We start from the raw sequence: 21424 nt of genomic DNA, 5'->3' as shown, positions 1-21424 counted from the left end.
TGGCAGGAGGCCGAATGCGAGACACGGCGCGCACCGGGTCAGCTTGGCAGGCGCACCCCGGCTGCATCGTCAATCGCCAGCCCGTCGCGCAGCAGCCCGGCCAACGCGCGTTCACGCTGCTCGAGCGGTGCCTCGAGTTTCCCTAGCGCAACGAACTTTGCGTGCTCCTGGCGCGCGAGGTCGGCGAGGAAAGTCTCGCGCCGCACTGGTTCTTCGTGTTCGCGCAGGACCGCCATGATCGCCCCGCGCACCTGCCGGTCGGTGCCCTTCCAGGCTTGCCCCTTGGGCACATAGTGCGGGGCCGGCTGCCCTGCCTTGATCCACGCGCAGTGCTCGAAAACCGGGCAAGCCTCGCATTGCGGGGAGCGGGCGGTGCAGATCAGCGCGCCGAGTTCCATCACCGAGATGTTCCAGCGGTTCGCGGTTTCGGTGTCTTCGGGCTGCACCTGGCGGGCGCGGGCGAACTCGCTGGCCCGCGGGTTCGGTTCGGGCAAGGCCATCGCGCCGAAGAGCCGGGCGTGCACCCGGCGGATGTTCGTGTCCACCACCACGGTGCGCTGCCCGTAGGCGAAGCAGGCGATCGCCGCGGCGGTGTACTCGCCCACGCCCGGCAGGGCACGCAACCGCTCTTCGGTTTCGGGGACGACGCCGTTGTATTCGGTGGTAATTTCGATGGCCGCCGCATGCAAGCGCATGGCGCGGCGCGGGTAGCCTAGGCGCCCCCACGCTTTGAGCGCCTCGGAGAGCGGTTCGGCGGCAAGGTCTTGGGGCCGCGGCCAGCGGCGCATCCACTCTTCCCAGACGGGCTGCACCCGTACCACGGGGGTTTGCTGCAGCATGAATTCACTGACCATAACGGCCCATCCGGTGACCCCGGGGCGTCGCCAAGGAAGGTCGCGGGCGTTGGCGGAGTACCAGTCATTGATCTGGCGGTGGATTTCTTGCACGTACTCCACTCTAAGCGAGCGGATTCACGGTGCGGAATCGGCCTGCATTACCGCGCTGTGGGCCAGCGATGAACTAGCCTTAAGCTATGAGCAATGCATCGGGGGCAAAATCGGCGGCGAGCGTATATCGCCGTCGGCGCATTGCCGTGGTCGCGATCGCACTGGCTATTGTCGGTTTGCTGGTGTGGGGCACCGTTGCGCTGGCCGGAATCCTCGGTGCCAGCCCGGCAGGAGCTGGCGATCCGCAAGCCGCGCCGACCAACTCGGCAAGCCCCAGCGAATCAGCCGAACCGAGCTCGGACGGAAAATGCACGGTGGAAGAGATCGAAATCACCGCGCAGACGGATGCCGGTTCCTACGCCACCGACAAGCAGCCTGTGCTCATCCTCGGGATCGAGAATACCTCCAAGCGTGAGTGCGAGCTGAACGTGGGCACCACGCAGCAGGAATTTTTGATTACCAGCGGCAACGATCGGATCTTCTCCACGGTCGATTGCCTCACCGACGGCGAAGACGTACAGCTCATGATGAAGCCGGGGCAGAAAGAATCTGCGCGCTTCTCCTGGTCCCGGCAGCGTTCGGCCCCGGGCTGCAAGTCGGTCAACGTGCAGCCCCGACCTGGAACCTACAAGTTCACCGCGGCCTTGGGCGAAAACAACTCGGAGCCCGTCACCTTCCAACTGGACTAAATGTAGCGGTCCAGCAGCGAGGATTCGGCCATGCGGGCCAGCCCCTCGCGGATCGAGCGTGCACGCTGTTCGCCAACCCCTTCGATTTCCATCAAGGACGTGGTCGAAGCGGCCATGAGATGCTGCAGGTTGTCGAAGGCGGCCACCAAGCGCTCGCCGATAGCCTTGGGTACCGTGCGGATTTGCGAGAGCAGCCGGTAGCCCTTCGGGGTGAGCTGGTCATCTTGGCTCACCGTCGCGTGCGGGAACAGGATCTTGGTCAGCGCCTCCAGCTCGATCAACTGCGAATCGGAAATCTCATGCAGCTTTTCAAGCGCCGCATCGATATCCAGCTCCGCGCCCTCGGCGTTGGAGTAATCACGCAGGATCAGTTGGTTGTCGGTCTGGATCCCGGCGAGCAGCTCGGCATGCTGAGCTGCCAGCAAGCGGCCATCCACACCGAGTTCGAGCACGTGGCGGGAGATCTCTTCGCTGGTGCGCCGCAGCATCTCGGTGCGCTGCAACACCGCAAGCACCTCGCGCACCGTGGCAACGTCCTCGATTTCGGCTGCCGACAGGGCGCTGGTCACCTGATCCAGGCGGTGCCGATAGCGTTCCAGGGTGGCCACCGCCTGATTGCCACGAGCCAGCAGCCGCCCGCTGGTTTCCAGCACGTAGCGCTCGCCGGCGGCATAGAGGGTGATGGTGTGCATCGACTGGGACACCGAAATCACCGGGAAACCTGTCTGCATCGCCACCCGCTCGGCCGTACGGTGCCTGGTGCCCGACTCCTGGGTTTCGATCACCGCGTCCGGCATCAGCTGCACGCCGGCTTGCAGCAGCTGCTTGCCGGTTGCGTCAAGAATGATCGCCCCGTCCATTTTCGCCAGTTCGCGGATCCGGGTCGGGGCGTATTCGGTATTGATGCGGAAACCGCCGGAGCAGATGGACTCGACCACCCGGTCGTGGCCGAGGACTATCAGCGCTCCGGTGCGTCCGCGCTGGATGCGTTCGAGACCTTCGGCAAGTTCGGTTCCCGGGGCGATGCGGGCCAGGGTGGAGAGCAATGCGGGGGTGGGGTGCAGTTTCACCGTGCGTCCTTTCAGCGGGCAGCAACCCCCATTTTATCGCGTGGAGTTCTGCCTTTGGGTAAAGGCGACATCCAGGGCCTCGGCGATCGACTCGACCTGGAAGACGCGGATGCCTGCCGGAATGTTTTTCAGCGGCTCGGGGGTGGCCGGAGCCATGGCGAAGGAGAACCCCAAGCGGGCCGCCTCGGTGATGCGGCGGGAGATCTCCGGAACCTGGCGGACCTCACCGGCCAGGCCCACCTCGCCGAAGGCGACGAAGTCCTGCGGGAGCGGGAATTCGTTCATCGAGGAAGCGATCGCCAGGGCGCAGGAGAGATCGGCAGCCGGTTCGGAGATTTTCACTCCGCCGACGGTGGCGATATAGGAATCCATGGAGGACAGATCCATGCGGGCACGCGCTTGGAGGACCGCGAGCACCATCTGCGCACGGGCCGGATCCAGGCCGCTGGTCGCGCGGCGCGGGGCCGGTGCGGTAGAGCGCGAAAGCAGCGTCTGCACCTCGGCGACCAGCGGGCGCCGGCCCTCCAAGGTCACCGTGATGCAGGTGCCGGGCACCGGATTGCGGGTTCGCGTGACGAAGAGTTTCGACGGGTCGGTCAGCGATTGGATGCCATCTTCATTCAAGTCGAAGCAGCCCACCTCGTCGGTGGCGCCGTAGCGGTTTTTCAGCGCGCGCAGGATGCGCAGCCGGGAATGCTTCTCCCCGTCGAATTGGCAGACCACGTCCACCAGGTGCTCGAGCAGGCGGGGGCCGGCTACCGAGCCTTCCTTGGTCACATGCCCGACCATGATGGTGGTCATCGCGCGGGTCTTTGCCGCGTTGATGATGGAGGCGGCAACCTCACGCACCTGCGAAACGCCGCCGGCGGAACCATCGATCTCGGCCGAGGAGAAGGTCTGCACCGAGTCCAAAACCAGCAGCTGCGGGTCGATCTCGCGGATCTGCCCGAGGGCCAAGGACAGGTCAGTTTCGGCCGCCAGGTAGAGATTGTCCGCGATGGCGTTGATGCGCTCGGCGCGGGATTTCACCTGCGCCGCGGATTCTTCGCCGGTTAGATAGAGCACGCGAAGCCCGGTCTGGGCGGCCTTCGCCGCGACGTCGAGGAGCAGCGTGGATTTGCCCACTCCGGGCTCGCCGGCGAGCAGGATCGCCGCGGCGGGCACCAAGCCGCCGCCAAGCACCCGGTCCAGTTCGGAGACGCCGCTGCTGCGGAAAGCCGCCGCGGAACCGTCAATTTCCGAGATGGGCTGGGCAAGGTTCGCGACCTTCGCCGCCGGGGCGGTGCGAGCGGTTACCGCGCCGATTTCCTCCACCGAACCCCAGGCCTGGCATTCGCCGCAACGGCCGACCCATTTGATCGTCGTCCAGCCGCATTCGGCGCATTTATAGCTTGCTGAAGACTTGCTGCGTGTCGAGGTCTTGGCCATGTACCAATGCTATCGAGGCCGGCGGACAATTCAGCTCAGGCGGGGCAGCGGCCCGACGGCTTCTTGGTGATCGCGGCCGGCGGCCTGCAGGAGGTCGACGACCAGCGGACGCAGGAGCAGCACCAGCCCTTCGCCTTGGAGCCCCTCGACGCCCAGCTCCCGCGGGTCAAGCTGGGCTGCCACGGCTTCGAGCTGGTGGCGTGCGGCCTTCTCGAATTTTCGCTGCCCCGCCACGGTGGGTTCGCGCACCGAATGGGCCATGGTGTTGACCGCCTCGGACACATCGCGCAGCAGCGGTGCCACATTCTGCGCCCCCTCGGCGGTCAGCGCGCCGTTGCTGAGCACCGAGGCTAGGCGGCGGGCGAAGACGCGGCTATTGCGCGCGGCACGGTCGTAGTGCTCCAGCCGCAAGGCCAGCCGGGCAAGTTCGTGCCGGTGCCTGCGCGCCGTGGGGGACAGGGTGGCGATTTCCTTGGCCACGCGGAAGGCCGACGGTAGCTTTTCGACGTGGCGTTGCGTGGCGCGCGCCTTGATCAGGGCATGGAAGGCCGAGCGGTGATCGTCGTCCCGCACCGCCCAGGAGCATTCGATCATCGCCTCGGAAAGTTCCTTGAGCAGATCCGACAGGGCGCCGATCGGGGTGCGCCGCGGATCGCTGGGCCATAGCACGATGATCAGCAGCGCCAGCACGGAACCGGTCATGGCGTCGAACGATCTGGCGAAGGGCCCGTCCGCGCTGACCGGCAGCAATACCACCAGGGCGGATTGCATGCCCAGCTGGGTGGAGAAGATCGCTCCCGAATCCAGGTAGCGGGCAACGACCAAGGACAGCGACATGACCGCCGCGGCCTGCCAGATGCCCTGCCCCCACCAGTGCATGAGCCCATCGCCCAGCGCCACGCCGAGCGTGCAGCCCAGGGCCACCTCGGCGGTGCGCCGGGTGGTGGTGGCGGCCCCGAAGCCCAGCGAGATCAGCGCGCTGGTGGCGGCGAAGATCGGGTCCGTGTGCCCCCAGATCGCCGAGGCGATCCAGAACGCGCCGATTGCCCCCAGGGTCATGCGCAGGATGCGCGGCAGGGAATTGCGCGCGCGCACCAGCCCGGAACGGTTGCGTTGGGCCAGGAACTTGCTCACGCGTTGCGGAATTCGTGCTTGGGGCATGTGACTAGTGTTCCATGAGCCGCCGTGACGTGGAGCACTGGCAACGAGGTTATTGCGGCAGTGAGCGAGCTCACGGTGCGTTCGAAAGGTTGTTAACCTTTTGTTCACCTTCGCCGGGTCAGCTGGTTACCTCGGGCGTTTAACGTCGTATACGAAGCGTGGCAGATGTCCGCTGCTGGTCCTACTTAGATCATCGACAAATGGGGAGTTATACTCGTGAAGCTCAATCGTTTTGGCAGCGCAGCTGCAGTCCTTTCCGTCGCCGCGCTCGCGCTGACCGCCTGCGGATCCGACAACCCGACCGCAGCCGCTGGCTCCGAAGGTGCAGACAGCTCGGCGGCAGCCGGCGTCACCGGCACGCTGACCGGCATCGGCGCCTCCAGCCAGAACTCGGCCATGGAAGCCTGGATCACCGGCTTCAAGGCCGAGAACGCGGAAGCCAACGTGCAGTACTCGCCGGATGGCTCCGGCGCGGGCCGCGAAGCATTCCTCGCAGGCGGCGCGCAGTTCGCCGGCTCGGATGCCTACCTGAAGGCCGATGAAGCAGACAAGGCCAAGGAAGTTTGCGGTCCCGAGGGCGCGTTCAACATCCCTGCCTACGTCTCCCCGATCGCGATTGCCTTCAACCTCGAGGGCGTCGAAGAGATCAACATGGATTCGGCAACCATCGCCAAGGTGTTCAAGAAGGAAATCACCAAGTGGAATGATGAGGCTATCGCCAGCCAGAACCCAGAAGTTGAACTTCCGGACACCGCCATCACCGTGGTCCACCGCAACGACGAATCCGGCACCACCGAGAACTTCGTCGAGTACCTCTCCGCCGCTGCCGGCGATGTCTGGGACTACGACGTTTCCGGTGACTGGCCAAGCGACATCCAGTCGGAGAACGCCAAGGGCACCTCCGGCGTGGTTTCGACCACCACCTCCACCGATGGTGCCATCACCTACGCCGACTTCTCCGCGGTAGGCAACCTGTCCACCGTAAACGTGAAGGTCGGCGAGGAATACACCAAGATCTCGGCCGAGGCGGCAGCCAAGGCGCTGGAGACCGCGACCCCAGTCGAAGGCGCAGCCGAGATCGATCTGGCGCTGGACCTGGAACGCGACACCACCGAAGCCGGCACCTACCCAATCGTGCTGCTTTCGTACCACATCTTCTGCACCACCTACGAAGATCAGGCTACAGTTGACCTGGTAAAGGCCTTTGGCAACTACGTGATCTCGGAAGACGGCCAGAAGACCGCTCAGGACTCGGCGGGCAACGCACCAATCTCGGCGGCAATCGCCGAGAAGGCCGCGAAGTCGTTGGACGCAATCACCGTCGCCAAGTAGTAACAACGCAGCACCGCGTGGGCGGATCGAAGTGATTCGCCCACGCAACCCCCTCCACCCCACGACCTCGCAGTCGTAACCCCCTCCCTTGTAAAGGCTCCTGCCATGACTACCAATGCTTTGAAAAGCAAGTCATCGACCTCGGGTCAAGCGGGCGACAAGATCTTCTCCGGAACGGCATTAGCCGCCGGGGTGCTGATCCTAGTCACGCTGTTCGCCGTTGCGATCTTCTTGCTCATTCAGGCCCTGCCGACGTTTGTCGCCGATCCGGCCGACATTTCCGGCGGGGAAGGCTTCTTCGCCTACATCTGGCCGATTGTTATCGGCACCGTGATCGCCTCGGCGATCGCAATTCTCATCGCCACTCCCGTCGGTATCGGAGTGGCCCTGTTCATCTCGCACTTCGCCCCGCGTAAGGTCGCCGGCCCGCTGGGCTACGTCATCGACCTGCTGGCCGCGATCCCTTCGGTGATCTACGGCGCCTGGGGTTATATGGTGCTCGCCCCGGCACTTGTTCCGGCCTTCGAATGGCTGGCAGCGAATCTGGGCTTCATCCCGATTTTCGCCGGTCCTGCCTCGCAGACCGGTAAGACCATGCTCACCGCAGGCATCGTGCTGGCGGTCATGGTATTGCCGATCATCACCTCGCTGAGCCGCGAAATCTTCTTGCAGACCCCGAAGCTCCACGAGGAGGCGGCCCTGGCTTTGGGCGCCACCCGCTGGGAAATGATCACCACCGCGGTGATCCCCTTCGCCCGTCCGGGAATCATCTCCGCGGTCATGCTGGGCCTGGGGCGCGCGCTGGGTGAAACCATGGCGGTAGCCCTGGTGCTCTCCACCGGCAACCTGATCCCATCGCTGATCAAGACCGGCAACCAGACGATCGCGGCAGAAATCGCGTTGAACTTCCCCGAGGCTTTCGGGTTGCGTCTGGCCGAGTTGATCGCCGCCGGCCTGGTCCTGTTCATGATCACCCTGATCGTGAACATGATCGCCCGTGGCATCATCGCCCGGCACAAGGAATTCTCGGGAGCTAACTGATGAGTGTCATGACTGCCAACACCCAAGCGGCCCAGCCGACCCCGCCGAGCCGCAAGCGCAATTCGCTTTCCAAGGGAAAGCTGCCCCGCTGGGCGGTGCCCGCCACCGCGGCCGGCGCGATCATTGTCGGCGCCGCGTTCTCCACGCTGACCGGCTTCAGCGTGGCAACCTTCGCGATCTACTCGGCGGTGCTCTTCGTGATCGCCGGTACCGTGCTCACCTCGGTGGTCGAGGGCAGGCGCCAGGGCCGCAACGCCATGTGGACCTACCTGATCTACGGGGCCTTCCTGCTGGCGCTGATCCCGCTGGCCTCGGTGCTCTACACGGTTCTGGAAAAGGGATTGCCGGGGATGAACTCGCACTTCCTGTTCAGCTCCATGAACGGGGTCACCGGTGCGGTGGACAACCAGAGCGTAGCGGACGGCGCACCGGTCATCGGCGGCGCCTACCACGCACTGCTGGGCACGCTGATGATCACCTTGTGGGCTACCTTGATCTCGGTGCCGGTGGGCATGCTCACCGCGGTATACCTCGTCGAATACGGGAAGAACGGAGTGCTGGCCAAGGCCATTACCTTCTTCGTTGACGTGATGACCGGCATTCCGTCCATCGTGGCCGGCCTGTTCGCCGCCGCGTTCTTCGGACTGCTCCTGGGCCCCAACGCCCGCATGGGCATCGTCGCGGCGGTAGCGCTCAGCGTGCTGATGATCCCCACGGTGGTACGCTCCACCGAGGAAATGCTTAAGATCGTTCCGAACGAGTTGCGCGAGGCGTCCTACGCGCTGGGTGTGCGCCGCTGGCGCACCATCTTGAAGGTAGTCATCCCGACCGCGATCTCCGGTATCGCCTCCGGCGTCACCCTGGCTATTGCCCGCGTGATTGGCGAGACCGCACCGATCCTGGTGACCGCAGGCATTGCCAGCAGCATCAATACGAACGTCTTCGCAAACTGGATGTCCACGCTGCCGACCTTCATCTACTACCAGATCCTGACTCCGACCAGCCCGACGAATATCGACCCTTCGGTGCAGCGCGCCTGGGCCGCTGCCCTGCTGCTGATCCTGATGGTGATGGCGCTGAACCTCGGTGCCCGATTGATCGCCTCGCTGTTCGCCCCGAAGAAGGGCCGTTGAGCCGCTAGGCTCCGGCACTCACCCCACTAGATTTTCAAGGAATACATCATGGCAAAACGTATCGACGTCAAAGATCTGAACGTCTACTACTCCAAGTTCCTCGCTGTTGAAGATATCTCGATCAACATCGAGCCAAAGTCCGTCACCGCGTTCATCGGCCCCTCGGGCTGCGGCAAGTCGACCTTCCTGCGCACGCTGAACCGCATGCATGAAGTCATCCCCGGCGGCCGCGTCGAGGGCGAGGTGCTGCTCGACGGCGACGACCTCTACGGCCCAGGCGTTGACCCGGTGACCGTGCGCAGCCAGATCGGCATGGTCTTCCAGCGTCCGAATCCGTTCCCCACCATGTCCATCAAGGACAATGTGCTGGCCGGAGTGAAGCTGAACGGCAAGAAGATCTCCCGCTCGGATGCGGACTCGCTGGTGGAGAAGTCCTTGCGCGGCGCGAACCTGTGGAACGAAGTCAAGGATCGTTTGGACAAGCCAGGCTCCGGGCTCTCCGGTGGCCAGCAGCAGCGACTGTGCATCGCGCGCACCATCGCGGTGAAGCCCGACGTGATCTTGATGGATGAGCCTTGCTCGGCGCTGGACCCGATCTCCACGCTGGCCATCGAGGACCTGATCAACGAGCTGAAGAGCGAATTCACCGTGGTGATCGTGACCCACAATATGCAGCAGGCCGCGCGCGTTTCGGATCGGACCGCGTTCTTCAACATCGCGGGCACCGGCAAGCCGGGCAAGCTCATCGAGTACAACGAAACCGCTGCCATCTTCTCCAACCCGGAGCAGAAGGCCACCGAGGATTACGTCTCCGGACGCTTCGGCTAAAGATTTCGTCTCCTGCCCCTATTGCGACGGGGCGGCAGACGGACCGGAAGGGGGGTCTTCCGGGGATCCTGGAGGGGATCACCGCCAGCGGCGCCATGCGAAAGCAAGGCGCCGCTGGTTTTTAAGCAATGATGTAAAGGTCGCTTGACTGTAAAGTAAGCTTGTCTGTAAAGTGAGGTTTACGTGCTAAGGGATTGAAGCAGGAGTTGAGATGAACACAAAAACCGTGGCCCAGTCCAAGTGGGGGCGATCGCGCTTCGGCGGCGGCTCGGCGGCGCTGATCATCACCAGCCTGCTGGTGGGGCTCGTGCTCTCCGCCGGCGGGGGACTGCTCTTCGCCAGGCTGAACTTCCCGGAAAATTTCGTAATGGCGGCCCTGGTCATGATGGCCGGCCTGCTGCCGGTACTTTCGGTAGCCTGCTGGGCGCTGCTGCTGGACCGAGATACCTTGCGCGGGGCCACTAAAAATCCCGAGATATCGGTGGAATCCCAGTGGTACGACAAGGCTGCAGTCGGGGTCTTCCAAGACCTTCTGCTCGTCTGCGGCCTGGGTGGCGCGGTGTTTTCCTTCCTGCAGTTCCAGGCGTCGATAGGACTGGTGCTAGCCGGCGTCGTGATGGTGGCCATGGTTGACTTCGCGGTTCGCTACTGGCTGATCAAGCGAGCTGAAGGGTAGTGGAAAACACCTTGCCCGCACGCCGCTTGGAGCGGGGCTTCTCCCAGCAGGCGCTCGCCGACGAGCTCGGAGTCTCCAGGCAAACGATCATTTCGCTGGAGAAGGGCCGCTATGACCCGTCTCTGCCGCTGGCGTTCAAACTCGCCGAAGTTTTCGGCTGCCGGATCGAAGACCTCTTCCAGCCTGACGCCAAGTAATAAATGAAGTCATGAGGATGCGCCGGAAGCAGACTTTAGGTTACGTTGGTATGTGACTCAGGGCACTTGCAAGAAAAGAGATACCGCAATGGGACGCAAGATCCTGCGACGGCGCATTATCCGCGCCACGCTGGGCGGTAGCAGCTTCGTCCGCGAGGAAAAGCTTGCCGGTGAAGAGCCATTGGAGATCCGCTTCGGATCCACCGCATTCACCACTTCGATGCGCACGCCAGGGGACGACTTCGACTTGGTCGCCGGCTTCCTGCACGCGGAGGGGATCATTGCGCGCTCCGAGCAGCTGACCGCCATGCGCTACTGCATGGGCACCGATGATGAGGGCAACCAAACCTATAACGTCATCGAGGCCCAATTGGGTTTCGGCGCCCAGCCGCCTGACCCGTCCGCGGCCCGCAACGTGGTGACCAGCTCGGCCTGCGGCATCTGCGGAACCAACTCCATCGACGAGGTCCGCAAGAAATCCAGCTACGAGCTCGATCCCGAAGCCGGGCGGCTGGAGCTCGCGGTGCTGTTGGCAATGCCGGACACCCTGCGCGACTCCCAGAAGCTCTTCAGCTCCACCGGCGGGGTCCACGCCGCGGGGCTTTTCAGCACCACCGGTGAGCTGCTCATCCTGCGCGAAGACGTGGGGCGGCACAACGCGGTGGACAAGGTCATCGGCGCGGCGCTGCGTGATAACCGCCTGCCGCTGAGCCATACAATTCTGCAGGTTTCCGGACGCGCGTCATTCGAATTGGTCCAGAAAGCCGCCATGGCGGGAATCCCGGTGCTCAGCGCCGTCAGCGCACCTTCTTCGCTAGCCGTAGAGCTGGCAGATGAATGTGGCGTAACGCTGGCCGGATTCTCCCGTGGGAACAGCATCAACTTATACACTCATGCCCAACGCATTTTAGGCACTCAGTAGCTCAGTGGAGGAATACCATGCATCTCCCAGCCCCCAAAGATGACATCAATGAAGATGATCTCAAGGTCGGTGACCCCAAGCGCAGCGCCGCCGGCCTCAAGGCCGTCGCCGTTTCCTTGCAACGCGGCTTCGCCGAAGCAGGGGTAAGCCGCACCCTGCTTTCCATGGCGCGCATCAACCAGCGCGGTGGATTCGACTGCCCGGGCTGCGCCTGGCCCGAATCGATTACCGGGGCACGCAAGCCGGCAGAATTCTGCGAGAACGGTGCCAAGGCCATCGCCGAGGAGGCCAGCGCCCGCACCGTCACCCCGGAGTGGTGGGAGCAGCACCCGATCAGCGTATTGCGCGAAAAAACAGAATACTGGCTTGGCTCACAGGGGCGCATCAGCGCACCGATGATCATCCGTGCCGGAGATACCCACTACAAGCCGATTAGCTGGGCCGAAGCCTTCAGCACCATCGGTGAGCACGTCAAGGCCAGCACCCCGGAGAAGTGCGTCTTCTACACCTCGGGGCGCACGGCAAACGAGACGGCGTTCATGTACCAGCTGCTCGCCCGTTCGCTGGGCACCAACAACCTGCCCGACTGCTCGAACATGTGCCATGAGTCCTCGGGCTCGGCCATGAATCCGACCATCGGCATCGGCAAGGGCACCGTCTCGCTGGAAGACTTCGACCACGCCGAACTGATCTTCGTGGTCGGCCAGAACCCGGGAACCAACCACCCGCGGATGCTCTCGGCGCTCGCCGACGCACGCAAGCGCGGTGCCAAGATCGTTGCGGTGAATCCGCTGCCCGAGGCCGGATTCTTTGGATTCAAAGACCCGCAGACCGTGGGCGGCATGCTCGGCAAGCCGAGCGAAATCAGCACGCACTTCCTGCAGATCAAGGTCGGTGGAGACCTGGCGCTCTTCCAGGCCTTCGGGCATCTCTTGCTTGCCGAGGAGGAGAAGAATCCGGGATCCGTGGTGGACCAGAAGTTCGTCGCCGAAGTGACCGACGGGTTCGAAGCCTACAAGAGCGCCCGCGCAGAACTGGATTGGGAAGCCACCGAAGAGGCCACCGGCCTGACCCGTGCGCAGATCACCGAGATCGCCGAACTGCTCATTGCTTCCAAGGCCTCCATCTTCTGCTGGGCGCTGGGCTTGACCCAGCAGCCGCACTCGGTGCCGACGCTGAAGGAAATCATCAACCTGCTGCTGCTGCAAGGCAACTTCGGCAAGCCGGGCGCCGGAGCATGCCCGGTACGCGGCCACTCGAATGTGCAGGGCGACCGCACCATGGGGATCTGGGAGAAGCCCACAGAAGAGCTCCTGGAGGCGCTGGATGCCGAATTCGGCATCGACTCCCCACGCGCCCATGGCTACGACTCCACGGAGGCGTTGGACGCCTTTGAGCAGGACGAGGTGGACGTGTTCGTCTCCATGGGCGGCAACTTCGCCCTGGCGAACTCGGAAACCGAGTTGCTCGAAGCGGGCATGCAGCGTGCCAAGCTCACGGTGCACATCTCCACCAAGCCAAACCGATCCCACGTGGTGCACGGGCAGACCTCGCTGATCCTGCCGACGCTGGGGCGCACGGACAAGGACGATAAGCACCCAAAGGGTGCGCAGTTCCTCTCCGTGGAAGACTCGATGTCGGTGATCCATTCGACCCAGGGCCGGCTCACCCCGGTCTCCGAGCACCTGCTGTCCGAACCGGTGATCGTGGCTCGCATGGCCCAAGCCATCCTGGGAGATGACCACGTCGTGAACTGGCGGGCCATGGCCGAGGACTATGACGTGATCCGTGATCATATCGCTCGGGTGCTGCCCGGGTTCGAGGACTTCAACCGACGGGTGCGCGAACGGAACGGGTTCGTGCTGCCCAACGCGCCACGCGATTCGCGCTCCTTCGCCACCGACATCGGCAAGGGGCGGTTCACGGTCTCGCCTTTCGAGGCGCTCAAGGCGCCGGAAGGCCACCTGATCTTGCAGACCATGCGCAGCCATGATCAGTACAACACCACGTTCTACGGACTGGATGACCGGTACCGTGGCATCAAGGACGGGCGTCGAGTAATCCTCATTCACCCGGAGGACCTGACCGAGATGGGGTTCAAGGACCGCGAATTGGTCGATGTGATCTCAACCTTCGCCGGCACCGAACGCCGGGCGAACAGGTTCCGTCTGGTGTCCTACCCGACGGCAAAGGGGTGTGCCGCAGCATACTTCCCGGAGGCCAACGCGTTGGTGCACCGCGGACTAGTCGCCCGCGAGTCCAACACTCCTGGCTTCAAGGCGATGAGCGTACGCTTCGTGCCGCATACCGAGCAGCCCGGCCCGACCTTGGATAGCTAGCCCACCGGGTCCATGGCAAGGGCCAGGATCGCCCCGGCAAGTATGCAGATTGCCGGGGTGGCGATCCAGTGCCCGTAGACCTTCACGACCCGGTACCAGACGACCGACTCGAAGGCCTGGTTCGCGCCGGCGCCGACAATCGAGCTGGTGACCGCCTGGGTGGTGGACAGCGGCAGGTGCAGCAGCATCGAGCCGACGTAGAGCATGGTTGCGGCAACGCCTTGGGCGACCATGCCACGCAGCGGATCAAAATTCACCAGCCGGCGCGAGAGCGTATAGGTGATCCGCCAGCCGCCGAGGAGCACCCCGAAAGACAGCGCCGAAGCGGCGATCAGCTGAATGGCCAAGGCCACCGGCCCCGGATCCATATGTCCGCCGGTGATGAGCACCAGGGTGATCGTTGCCGCGGTACGCTGTCCGTCCTGCAGCCCGAGGCCCAGCGCCACGGCGCAAGCCGCGATAGCCTGGCCGGCTCGGGAGCGGGTATTGACGTCTCTGGAAGTATCGTGGCGCATCAGCCAGGTTGCGGGGACCACCAGCAAGAAGGACGCGGCGTACGCGATGAGCGGGGTGACCAGCAGGGGGAGCAGCACGGAGCGGGTAAAAAGTTCCACCGCGCCGCCCAGCGACTCGTTGCCCAGCCAGGAGTTCGCCGCACCGGCACCGACCAACGCGGAGATTAACGCGTGCGTAGAGGAGACCGGTATGCCACGCCACCAGCAAAACAGCAGCCAGGCCCCGGCGGCCAAGAGCGCGGCGATCAACAACTTCATCCCGACGGTGTCTTCGGGCAGCTGCATATTCAGCCGGCTGATCAACACCGTACTGAAGGTGGTGGTCGCCATGGTGCCGATGAACGCGAACAAGGCGGCGGCACCGACGGCGATGCCCGGGCTCAGCGCGCGGGTGCGTACGGCCGCTGCGACGGCGGTCGAGGAGTCCCTGAATCCGTTGAGCACCGCATAACCCAGAGTTAATACGATGGCGATGGTGGTGAATAAGGGGAGCAAATCCATGGGTTTTCTAGGATTCCTTGACCAGTACGCGGCCGAGGTGATCGGAGAACTGGCGCAGGGTGTTCGCGGCGAGCAGCAAGTGATCGGCTACACGCTGATGCTTGTGAATTGTGGAGGCTTTGGAAAAGTTGGAGATTTCATCAATCCAAACCAGGTGAGTACGTGCCGCACGCTTTGAGTACTGCATCATCTGCAGCCAGTTGTCTTCCAGATCATCAAGCTTATTCAAGCTTCGTACGGAATTCGAGGCGAGCTCGGCTAGCTGAGAGATCAGTTCCAGCTGCTCGGCCGCTCGGTCCGAGAGCGGTGTGGAACCCAAGGTATTGATCAGTTCGCCAATGCCGCGGAGCTGCTCCATGGTTTCGTGCAGCAGCCGCGAAAACATGTACATGTCTTCGCGCGGTAGCGGACTGATGTAACTGGTACGCAGGTGGGTGAGCAACGCGTGCAAGAGATCCGAGGCTTGGGCTTCCGCCGTGGCAAGCTCCTTGAGCTGCTCGGAACGCCCATCGGGATTGCCGATCATTTCGGAAACGCTGGCCACCGAATTGCGGATGGTGCTTGCCAAGTCGCTCAGCAATTCAATGCCGCGCGATGCTGAAGGAAAGATTTGGAACTTCACGTTGTTCGGCGCACCATTCGTCTCAGGTCACAGTTTTGGTACTAACGCTGAACAGTTTACGTCGCAAAGGTTAACTTCGAAACGTAAGTGATGCCGGACCGGGAACGCCTCTCGGCGGAAGGCCGCTCGAAGCGGCAGAATATTGGAGCCCGGGGTTACCAGCGGCCCGGCACCGTCTACTAGTTTTCTCGCACTAAGCGCTTGCTGTCAACCATAGAGAGAACCGGGTGCGCATTCTCACGTTAGTTACGCAGTGATTTCTCAATGCCGCTGAGGCACAGCAGGCCACAGCAGAACCAAATAGCCCCGGCCGGTCCCGCCCCGACCGCCACGGTGCTGGCGGCAACGGGCAGGAGCACCTGGCCCAAGCGATTGCCCATCAGGCGTACCGCGAGTGCTGCCCCGCGGTCCTGAGACGGCACGGAGGTGGACACCATGGTCATGGTCACCGGCTGCCCCATGCCGAGGAAGAATCCGCCGATAAGCAATGCCAATCCGGCGAGCCAGAGTGTATCGATGAACAGGGGTGCAATGGCGATGGTTATGCCCGCCGTATACAGGCTGGTGAGCAGCATTGACTTGCGGCTGAAGTGGCGTGAGATCCACGGAAGGAAGAGCCGCGAAACTACCGAGGCGCTACCTCGGATTGCCAGCAAGACACCCACGGCGGCCGGCGTCACGCCATGCTTTTCTGCGACCAAGGGGAGGAACGCGGTGAGGATGTCCAAGATTGACAGCAGCGTCAGCGAGGCGAGCATATGCGAGGGCATGCCTTTGACCCTGAGAATCGAAACCATCGAAGCCTGTGGCTTAGGCGAGGAGCTAGCCGCAACCTTCTTGATTCTCGGTTGCAGATTAGGCAGGAGCAACGGAATGGCAAGCAACGCGCAGGCGCCGCCGATCCACAACGATAAATTAATGTCGGCAATGCGTTCGGGGGAGTCGGCCACCGTGGAAGTGCCGAGGATGATTCCAGCGATCAGCGGTCCAAGGAACTGGCCGGCCGAGTACGCGGCGGTGAACCAGCCGAAGCCCTTATCCAGCTGGTCATCGGGAAAATAGCGGGCGATCGAGGACTGCCCGCCAATGGTGAACATCAAATGCCCCATGCCAAGTATCGCGCTGGCAACTGCCACCATGATGTATCCCTGAGCCGTGGCAATGCCCAATGAGCCCAGGCCCATCAAGCCGGCTCCGGCGAGCATGAGAAAACGAATCTTGGGGATCCGTGAACTGAATCGCCCCAGCCACACCGCGGTGACCATTGGCAACAGGGCGTAGGCTGCGGTGGCGAGCCCAACCGTGACTGGACCGGCATCCAGGGAAATGAGCTTGTATGTGGTGACCGGGCGAACGAGGTTCAGTGTGGTCTGCGAAAGAAGGGCGGTAGCGACGAGGATCAGTAGCCATCGCAGGGTTCCAGAAGCTGCATTATTGGCTTCCGCGCCCACTCTGCCTACCTTTTGTCGATATCAGTATCTCAAATCAATCCTAAGGGCTTATCGCCTGCGATCAGTCCAACGCGCCTAGCCGCCAGAGCCGGGCACAGGCTTCCAAGTCCTCTGCGGTGTTCGCCATCGATTTGGCTCGCGCAGTCAGTTTTGAGCCGCGGGTTTCATGCGCAAGATCTGCTGCATCTGCATGCTCGGTCATTCCCAACGCGAGAACCCGGCAATAGGCGGCGGTGCGTTCCAGCGCGTGGGCGAAGTCCCCATCGAAGGCTCCGGAAAGTATGGAGGTTGCCATGTTTTTAAGTTCTTCCGCCGTCGGCGGTTCGGCAACACCGGCCACCAGGCGTTCCACCTCGGCACGGTGGGATCCTGCACGGAAACGTGCAGACATGGTTTCAGCGTTGTTCATGGTTGCCGCCCGGATGGCATAGAGGCGCCACAAGGCTCCCGGCAGGGACCTTGCAGGGGCTTCGGACCAGAGCTCTGCAAGAACCTCCAGGCCTTCTGTTTCGGCGACTTGAATTAGCCTTTGCGAAACCTCAGGGTCCTCGTTCGCGATACCGCGGCGAATGAAGGCCTGCGCCGATAGATGGGCTGCTTCCGAGATGCGCGCCGGGTCGGCGCCGCCTTCATAGGGGTCGAAATCTATGGGAGCGAAGGGCCGTGGCTTGTGATGTCTGAACCCTGAGACTTGGCCAACTTTGGATCCTGCGCGTGCACCTTTCATGGCTTCGAGACTACTCCTTTTTGGTGGACGGTGCCCCATCGGGCTTGGTGTGAAACGACGCATACGAATAGACCGACTATTCGCGGAAGGCGCAGGAAATTTCTGCGAGAGAGGGTGCTCGCGGCGAGGCGGATTGCCCGCAAGAACTAAGCTGAATTGCATACTTCGCTGGCATTAATGAGAGCCTGCAACTATCTGCAATGGCGCGTTCCAGAACGGCCGCTCAATGGCCATGGACCCCTTGCAACGCGAGGAAAATTGACTCGATTAAGGATGAATCGCTACTTCGGGTATTATGGATTTTGGCTTCGGCCGTGCGCCTTTAGCTCAGTTGGTAGAGCACTGGACTTTTAATCCATTGGTCGCGGGTTCGACCCCCGCAGGGCGCACAACATAGGAATCGGGTCCCACTTGCTAAGGCGAGCGGGACCCGATTCTTTTTCATGATGACGTCAGCCCTGGGTTGGCAGGAGTCTTTACCAGCTCTCTATCTGCGGGAATTCTCGAATGAGGCGGAAGGGATTGTCGTAGAAGGCGATTCCGTGGGCACGCCTTCCGCCGCGCATGGCGGGAAAGATTTCGTAATAGTCATATTCCGAAACGACGAGCACCGTGGGTTGGTCAATCGATGATTCGTCCCAATCATTCGGAATGGTTGGCGTGTAGATCCACACCTCGCTTTCCAAGTCGCTGAGATTATTAGTGACAGATTTCCAGCCTCGCCGGCTGGCGAGGATCTCACCTGGTTCGGCATGAAGGATTCGAGAGAGCGCCTCTTCCGTATCCGGGGCGATCCTCTGCATCTGGCTTAATGCTGCACGGACCTCGTCGTAACCATCAGCTTCACACAGATCATTGACGGCAACGGTGAAGCGATTTTGGCGATGCGTTGCGCGTTCCTTGACTTCACAGCGTTCGCGTTGACGGCGCCGCTCGCGGTGCGTGTGCTGTTGGCGTTTCTTGCTGACGGCCATGGGATGCTCCTGGAAGCTGAGTGGAAAGTTGCCGGTCCGCTTAGCCTAGGAGCAGCTTCAGAAGTCTTGGGTTACTTCAGAAGATCTGTGGATAACTGGGGTCTAGTTGTCATCAGACCCATGGTGCCAAGAATCCGAGGACACGTTCCATGACCAAGGACCGTGCCTTCGGATCGCAGGAACTAAGCGAGCTATCGGTGAAGAGGTGTTGATTTCCCGCATAGGTGTAGAGCTCAGCGATGCCGTTACCGGGACCCGCAACGAAATCTTGTGCCGCACCCAGATCGCCTTCCAATGCGAAGAATGGGTCTGCATCCTTGCCGTGGATCTGGGCCTTCACCGACTCCGGCCATGGCCCGAAACCCAAATCGGCATCCAGATCTACGAAGGATTCCAGGAGAACGGCAGCCAAGGCTCCGGGGCGTTGCTGGGCGTATCGCTGCGCCAATGAGGCTCCCCATGAGGTGCCGACATACACCAATTTTGGCGGTAGCGAATCCAGCAGCGCGGAGACCTGTTGGTTGATCTCTGCTTCACTAATTGAGTTCGCTAATTGCTGCCCGGCCTCCACGGATTCTGGCTGGGCGCCGCCATAGAGATCGAGGGTATGTACCTTGTGGCCAGCAGTTTCCAGTTCTTCGGCCATGGCTCGTACACCAGGGGTGAGGCCTTGGACGTGGTGAAATAAGACGATCTCGGCCATCGGGGCTCCCAGCAGAGACGGGTGATTACCCCACCGAGCCTATGACCCTAGATGCTTCGGGTCAATGAGTCACTTAGCGTTCGTCAACCAGATTCTCGATGCGTTGCGGTAGGTGCTCGATAGCCGAATCCCAGCCAGGCATCTGACTGTTGATCTCTACGCTGTAGCCCTCGGTCAGCATGAACTCGGCACAAGTGAGGGTCTCATGGCCGGAGCCGGTTTCGTAAATGAATGCTCGTCGGATGTCGTTCCAGAGCAGAGTTGCAGACTGATCGATGACCAGGCCGGTGGTGACTACTTCGACGGTGCGCTGGGGGTAGGACATTTTCAACTTGCTTTCGGGGTCCTCGGCGGTGTGCTTTGATCAAGTGTAAACCGGCAACACGCCGCAGAGGGGCTACCGAACCGGCGTGGGATAGGACTTAGTCATGGTTCCTTCCGCAGACAGCTCCAACTGGTAGTCCAAATTCAGCTTGTCCAAGAAATGCTGGTCGTGGCTGACCACCAATAAGGCGCCGCGGTAGAGAGCCAGCGCCTCGCAGAGTTGGCGCACGCTCTCGAGATCCAGATTATTTGTCGGCTCATCGAGAATGAGCAGTTGCACGGGAGGTTCGGACAGCAGCAGCGAGGCCAGATAAACGCGAAAACGTTCTCCGCCGGAAAGCGCGGACAGCGGACGGTCAACGCTCGCTCCGCGGAGCAACAGGCGTGCGAGCATATTCCGCACCTGCCCGGGCGCGGCCGATGGGGCGACCTCGCCTATGTTTTCGATGGCGCTACGATCTTCGTCAAGTCCAACTAGCAATTGCGGGAGATAGCCAACCCGCTCCAGATAGAGCCTTCCAGACGGTCCGGCACCAGCGTCATCCCCGAAGAGCAGCTGCCGCAACAACGTGGTCTTACCTGACCCGTTGGGGCCGATGAGCGCCACGCGTTCGGGGCCTTGGATAATGTGTTTACCTGCGGCCGAACTCAGCTGGGCAACCTGTTTGCTGGCAGGCAGTTTCGGATCCGGTAATTCCAGATTGATGTGCTCTACCTGTCGGACTCGTTCTTCGGCCCGATCGAGTTTGGTCTGCGCGCTGTCAACTTTGCCGTCGAGGTTTGAACGCATCTTGCCAGCGTTGGCTTCGGACTTCTGGCGTAGATGATTGGCCAGAATCTTGGGGATGCCGCCTCCCAGCTGCTCGGCCCGCCCCTTGCGTTTGGCGCGGGCGAGTTTGGTTTCGGCTTCGACGCGTTGGCGTTTTTCCACCTTTAGGGAAGCACTAGCCGTTTTTGCTGCCTGTTCGGCGGCATGCTGCTCGGTCTCCAACTGCTCGCGGTAGGCGCTGTAGGGTCCGCCGAAAACTCTGAGTTTTCCTGCGTACAGCTCCACTGTATGATCCATGAGCTCAAGCATCTCGATGTCGTGGCTGACCACGATCAACGTACCCTTCCAGGAGCGCACGAGCCCGTACAGCAATTCTCGGGTTGGTGCGTCGAGGTTGTTCGTTGGTTCGTCAAGCAGCGTGATGGGCAATGCGGCTAGCCGCAGGCCGAGCACCGCAAGCAGCATCGCTTCGCCGCCCGATAGGGTGCCGACCTGGCGATCCAGATCCAGTGTTCCGAGTCCCAAGGGGCTCAGTTCAGCCTCCAGCCGGGCCTCCAAGTCCCAATTATCTCCCACCGCATCAAAATCTTCGGGATCTACGCTTCCGGCTTCGATGGCTTTCAGCGCGCGATAGGTTCTATCGATCCCAAGCAGTTCGGTCACGGTGGTGTCCCGATGCAAGGTAAGTGTCTGCGGCAGGTAGGCGAGCTCTTCCGCGGCCTCCACCCTGCCCTCGCTAGGGCTTAGTTGCCCGGCGATGAGCTTCAAAAGAGTTGATTTGCCGCTGCCGTTCGCGCCGGTAAGCCCCGTGCGTCCTGAAGGAAAAGTGCCTTCCAGGTTAGTCAGGGCGCGCTCGCCGGTAGGCCAACTGAAGCTGAGGTTGTGCAGTGTGATCGGCGGAGTCAAAGGCATAAGTGGCTCTCCCACGGATGTGAAGAGGCTGCCGAGCTTAGGGATCTCGAAGCTGGCTCAACTATTTAAAGGAGCCATAAAAAAGGGATACCGAAGCCGGTAGCCAAAATGAACGGATTGCACCGGAAATAGGGTGCTTGGTCATTGGCTGGCTTAGTAGGTA

The 21424-nt window shown here is 62.1% G+C and carries 21 protein-coding genes and 1 tRNA gene; 10 read left to right on the top strand and 12 right to left on the bottom strand.

What is annotated here, in order from left to right:
- Nucleotides 1-38: 38 nt before the first annotated feature.
- Nucleotides 39-947, bottom strand: coding sequence for an A/G-specific adenine glycosylase (locus CQ019_RS12655; RefSeq protein ID WP_105553652.1), 909 nt, complete (start codon nt 945-947; stop codon nt 39-41).
- Between the two features lie 86 nt (nt 948-1033).
- Between CQ019_RS12655 and CQ019_RS12650 the strand changes: the two genes are divergently transcribed.
- The gene (locus CQ019_RS12650; protein WP_105553651.1) at nt 1034-1636 is read left to right on the top strand and encodes a hypothetical protein; all 603 of its coding nucleotides are present in this window, start codon (nt 1034-1036) and stop codon (nt 1634-1636) included.
- Here CQ019_RS12650 and disA read toward each other — a convergent pair.
- Genes disA through CQ019_RS12635 form a run of 3 tightly spaced genes read right to left on the bottom strand, consistent with a single transcriptional unit; the run spans nt 1633 to nt 5295 of the window.
- Complete coding sequence (disA, locus tag CQ019_RS12645) at nt 1633-2706, bottom strand: DNA integrity scanning diadenylate cyclase DisA (protein WP_105553650.1); 1074 nt, start codon at nt 2704-2706, stop codon at nt 1633-1635. The two genes, CQ019_RS12650 and disA, sit on opposite strands and share 4 nt — an antisense overlap.
- A 33-nt stretch (nt 2707-2739) precedes the next feature.
- Entirely contained in the window at nt 2740-4134 is a 1395-nt protein-coding gene (gene radA / locus CQ019_RS12640; RefSeq protein ID WP_105569839.1) for a DNA repair protein RadA, read from the bottom strand.
- A gap of 30 nt (nt 4135-4164) precedes the next feature.
- The gene (locus CQ019_RS12635; protein ID WP_105569838.1) at nt 4165-5295 is read right to left on the bottom strand and encodes an aromatic acid exporter family protein; all 1131 of its coding nucleotides are present in this window, start codon (nt 5293-5295) and stop codon (nt 4165-4167) included.
- Between the two features lie 216 nt (nt 5296-5511).
- Here CQ019_RS12635 and pstS point away from each other — a divergent pair, with 216 nt between their 5' ends.
- The 8 genes from pstS (at nt 5512) to CQ019_RS12595 (ending at nt 13763) form a co-directional block, all read left to right on the top strand.
- Nucleotides 5512-6627 (top strand): phosphate ABC transporter substrate-binding protein PstS, encoded by a 1116-nt coding sequence (gene pstS, locus CQ019_RS12630; protein WP_096285965.1) that lies wholly within the window; start codon nt 5512-5514, stop codon nt 6625-6627.
- A 105-nt stretch (nt 6628-6732) separates the two neighbouring features.
- Nucleotides 6733-7668, top strand: coding sequence for a phosphate ABC transporter permease subunit PstC (gene pstC / locus CQ019_RS12625; RefSeq protein WP_096285963.1), 936 nt, complete (start codon nt 6733-6735; stop codon nt 7666-7668).
- Nucleotides 7668-8801 carry a phosphate ABC transporter permease PstA gene (gene pstA / locus CQ019_RS12620; RefSeq protein ID WP_374954792.1) on the top strand — a complete coding sequence of 378 codons (1134 nt, stop codon included), beginning with the start codon at nt 7668-7670 and terminating at the stop codon, nt 8799-8801. The genes pstC and pstA overlap by 1 nt, the downstream gene beginning before the upstream one ends.
- 48 nt (nt 8802-8849) lie before the next feature.
- A complete protein-coding gene (gene pstB, locus CQ019_RS12615) occupies nt 8850-9629 on the top strand; it encodes a phosphate ABC transporter ATP-binding protein PstB (RefSeq protein ID WP_096285961.1) in 780 nt (259 codons plus the stop codon).
- A gap of 211 nt (nt 9630-9840) precedes the next feature.
- Complete coding sequence (locus CQ019_RS12610; RefSeq protein WP_105569837.1) at nt 9841-10305, top strand: hypothetical protein; 465 nt, start codon at nt 9841-9843, stop codon at nt 10303-10305.
- A complete protein-coding gene (locus CQ019_RS12605) occupies nt 10305-10502 on the top strand; it encodes a helix-turn-helix transcriptional regulator (RefSeq protein ID WP_105569836.1) in 198 nt (65 codons plus the stop codon). The genes CQ019_RS12610 and CQ019_RS12605 overlap by 1 nt, the downstream gene beginning before the upstream one ends.
- A gap of 88 nt (nt 10503-10590) precedes the next feature.
- A complete protein-coding gene (gene fdhD, locus CQ019_RS12600) occupies nt 10591-11424 on the top strand; it encodes a formate dehydrogenase accessory sulfurtransferase FdhD (protein ID WP_105553647.1) in 834 nt (277 codons plus the stop codon).
- A gap of 17 nt (nt 11425-11441) precedes the next feature.
- Nucleotides 11442-13763 carry an FdhF/YdeP family oxidoreductase gene (locus tag CQ019_RS12595; RefSeq protein ID WP_105569835.1) on the top strand — a complete coding sequence of 774 codons (2322 nt, stop codon included), beginning with the start codon at nt 11442-11444 and terminating at the stop codon, nt 13761-13763.
- Here the strand turns inward: CQ019_RS12595 and CQ019_RS12590 are convergent.
- The 4 genes from CQ019_RS12590 to CQ019_RS12575 form a co-directional block, all read right to left on the bottom strand.
- Nucleotides 13760-14779, bottom strand: a complete 1020-nt coding sequence (locus CQ019_RS12590; RefSeq protein WP_105553645.1) for an inorganic phosphate transporter — start codon at nt 14777-14779, stop codon at nt 13760-13762. The two genes, CQ019_RS12595 and CQ019_RS12590, sit on opposite strands and share 4 nt — an antisense overlap.
- A 7-nt stretch (nt 14780-14786) precedes the next feature.
- Nucleotides 14787-15401, bottom strand: coding sequence for a hypothetical protein (locus CQ019_RS12585; protein ID WP_105553644.1), 615 nt, complete (start codon nt 15399-15401; stop codon nt 14787-14789).
- A 242-nt stretch (nt 15402-15643) separates the two neighbouring features.
- Nucleotides 15644-16852: an MFS transporter gene (locus tag CQ019_RS12580; protein ID WP_258133586.1), complete on the bottom strand. Its 1209-nt coding sequence runs from the start codon at nt 16850-16852 to the stop codon at nt 15644-15646.
- Between the two features lie 61 nt (nt 16853-16913).
- Nucleotides 16914-17579, bottom strand: coding sequence for a hypothetical protein (locus tag CQ019_RS12575; RefSeq protein WP_105553643.1), 666 nt, complete (start codon nt 17577-17579; stop codon nt 16914-16916).
- Nucleotides 17580-17895: 316 nt separating this feature from the next.
- Between CQ019_RS12575 and CQ019_RS12570 the strand changes: the two genes are divergently transcribed.
- Nucleotides 17896-17968, top strand: a tRNA-Lys gene (locus CQ019_RS12570).
- 87 nt (nt 17969-18055) lie between these two features.
- Here the strand turns inward: CQ019_RS12570 and CQ019_RS12565 are convergent.
- From CQ019_RS12565 to CQ019_RS12550, 4 genes are all read right to left on the bottom strand, one after another.
- Nucleotides 18056-18553, bottom strand: coding sequence for a hypothetical protein (locus tag CQ019_RS12565; protein WP_105553642.1), 498 nt, complete (start codon nt 18551-18553; stop codon nt 18056-18058).
- Nucleotides 18554-18665: 112 nt separating this feature from the next.
- Nucleotides 18666-19256, bottom strand: coding sequence for a dienelactone hydrolase family protein (locus CQ019_RS12560; protein WP_105569834.1), 591 nt, complete (start codon nt 19254-19256; stop codon nt 18666-18668).
- 73 nt (nt 19257-19329) lie between these two features.
- Nucleotides 19330-19581 carry a hypothetical protein gene (locus CQ019_RS12555; protein ID WP_105569833.1) on the bottom strand — a complete coding sequence of 84 codons (252 nt, stop codon included), beginning with the start codon at nt 19579-19581 and terminating at the stop codon, nt 19330-19332.
- Between the two features lie 72 nt (nt 19582-19653).
- Nucleotides 19654-21261: an ABC-F family ATP-binding cassette domain-containing protein gene (locus CQ019_RS12550; RefSeq protein ID WP_105569832.1), complete on the bottom strand. Its 1608-nt coding sequence runs from the start codon at nt 21259-21261 to the stop codon at nt 19654-19656.
- Between the last annotated feature and the right edge of the window lie 163 nt (nt 21262-21424).

The sequence above is a fragment of the Arthrobacter sp. MYb229 genome (genome assembly GCF_002975405.1).
In the GTDB taxonomy this organism is placed as follows: domain Bacteria; phylum Actinomycetota; class Actinomycetes; order Actinomycetales; family Micrococcaceae; genus Glutamicibacter.
Note: the sequence above shows the minus strand (reverse complement) of the source record. Positions and strands in the feature narration are given on the sequence as shown.

What these genes read in the sequence shown, in the direction of transcription:
- CQ019_RS12650 (WP_105553651.1), top strand. Translation starts at nt 1,034, where the DNA reads ATGAGCAATGCATCGGGGGCAAAATCGGCGGCGAGCGTATATCGCCGT.
- radA (WP_105569839.1), bottom strand. Translation starts at nt 4,134, where the DNA reads ATGGCCAAGACCTCGACACGCAGCAAGTCTTCAGCAAGCTATAAATGC.
- CQ019_RS12635 (WP_105569838.1), bottom strand. Translation starts at nt 5,295, where the DNA reads ATGCCCCAAGCACGAATTCCGCAACGCGTGAGCAAGTTCCTGGCCCAA.
- pstC (WP_096285963.1), top strand. Translation starts at nt 6,733, where the DNA reads ATGACTACCAATGCTTTGAAAAGCAAGTCATCGACCTCGGGTCAAGCG.
- pstA (WP_374954792.1), top strand. Translation starts at nt 7,668, where the DNA reads ATGAGTGTCATGACTGCCAACACCCAAGCGGCCCAGCCGACCCCGCCG.
- pstB (WP_096285961.1), top strand. Translation starts at nt 8,850, where the DNA reads ATGGCAAAACGTATCGACGTCAAAGATCTGAACGTCTACTACTCCAAG.
- CQ019_RS12610 (WP_105569837.1), top strand. Translation starts at nt 9,841, where the DNA reads ATGAACACAAAAACCGTGGCCCAGTCCAAGTGGGGGCGATCGCGCTTC.
- fdhD (WP_105553647.1), top strand. Translation starts at nt 10,591, where the DNA reads ATGGGACGCAAGATCCTGCGACGGCGCATTATCCGCGCCACGCTGGGC.
- CQ019_RS12595 (WP_105569835.1), top strand. Translation starts at nt 11,442, where the DNA reads ATGCATCTCCCAGCCCCCAAAGATGACATCAATGAAGATGATCTCAAG.
- CQ019_RS12590 (WP_105553645.1), bottom strand. Translation starts at nt 14,779, where the DNA reads ATGGATTTGCTCCCCTTATTCACCACCATCGCCATCGTATTAACTCTG.
- CQ019_RS12575 (WP_105553643.1), bottom strand. Translation starts at nt 17,579, where the DNA reads ATGAAAGGTGCACGCGCAGGATCCAAAGTTGGCCAAGTCTCAGGGTTC.
- CQ019_RS12565 (WP_105553642.1), bottom strand. Translation starts at nt 18,553, where the DNA reads ATGGCCGTCAGCAAGAAACGCCAACAGCACACGCACCGCGAGCGGCGC.
- CQ019_RS12560 (WP_105569834.1), bottom strand. Translation starts at nt 19,256, where the DNA reads ATGGCCGAGATCGTCTTATTTCACCACGTCCAAGGCCTCACCCCTGGT.
- CQ019_RS12555 (WP_105569833.1), bottom strand. Translation starts at nt 19,581, where the DNA reads ATGTCCTACCCCCAGCGCACCGTCGAAGTAGTCACCACCGGCCTGGTC.
- CQ019_RS12550 (WP_105569832.1), bottom strand. Translation starts at nt 21,261, where the DNA reads ATGCCTTTGACTCCGCCGATCACACTGCACAACCTCAGCTTCAGTTGG.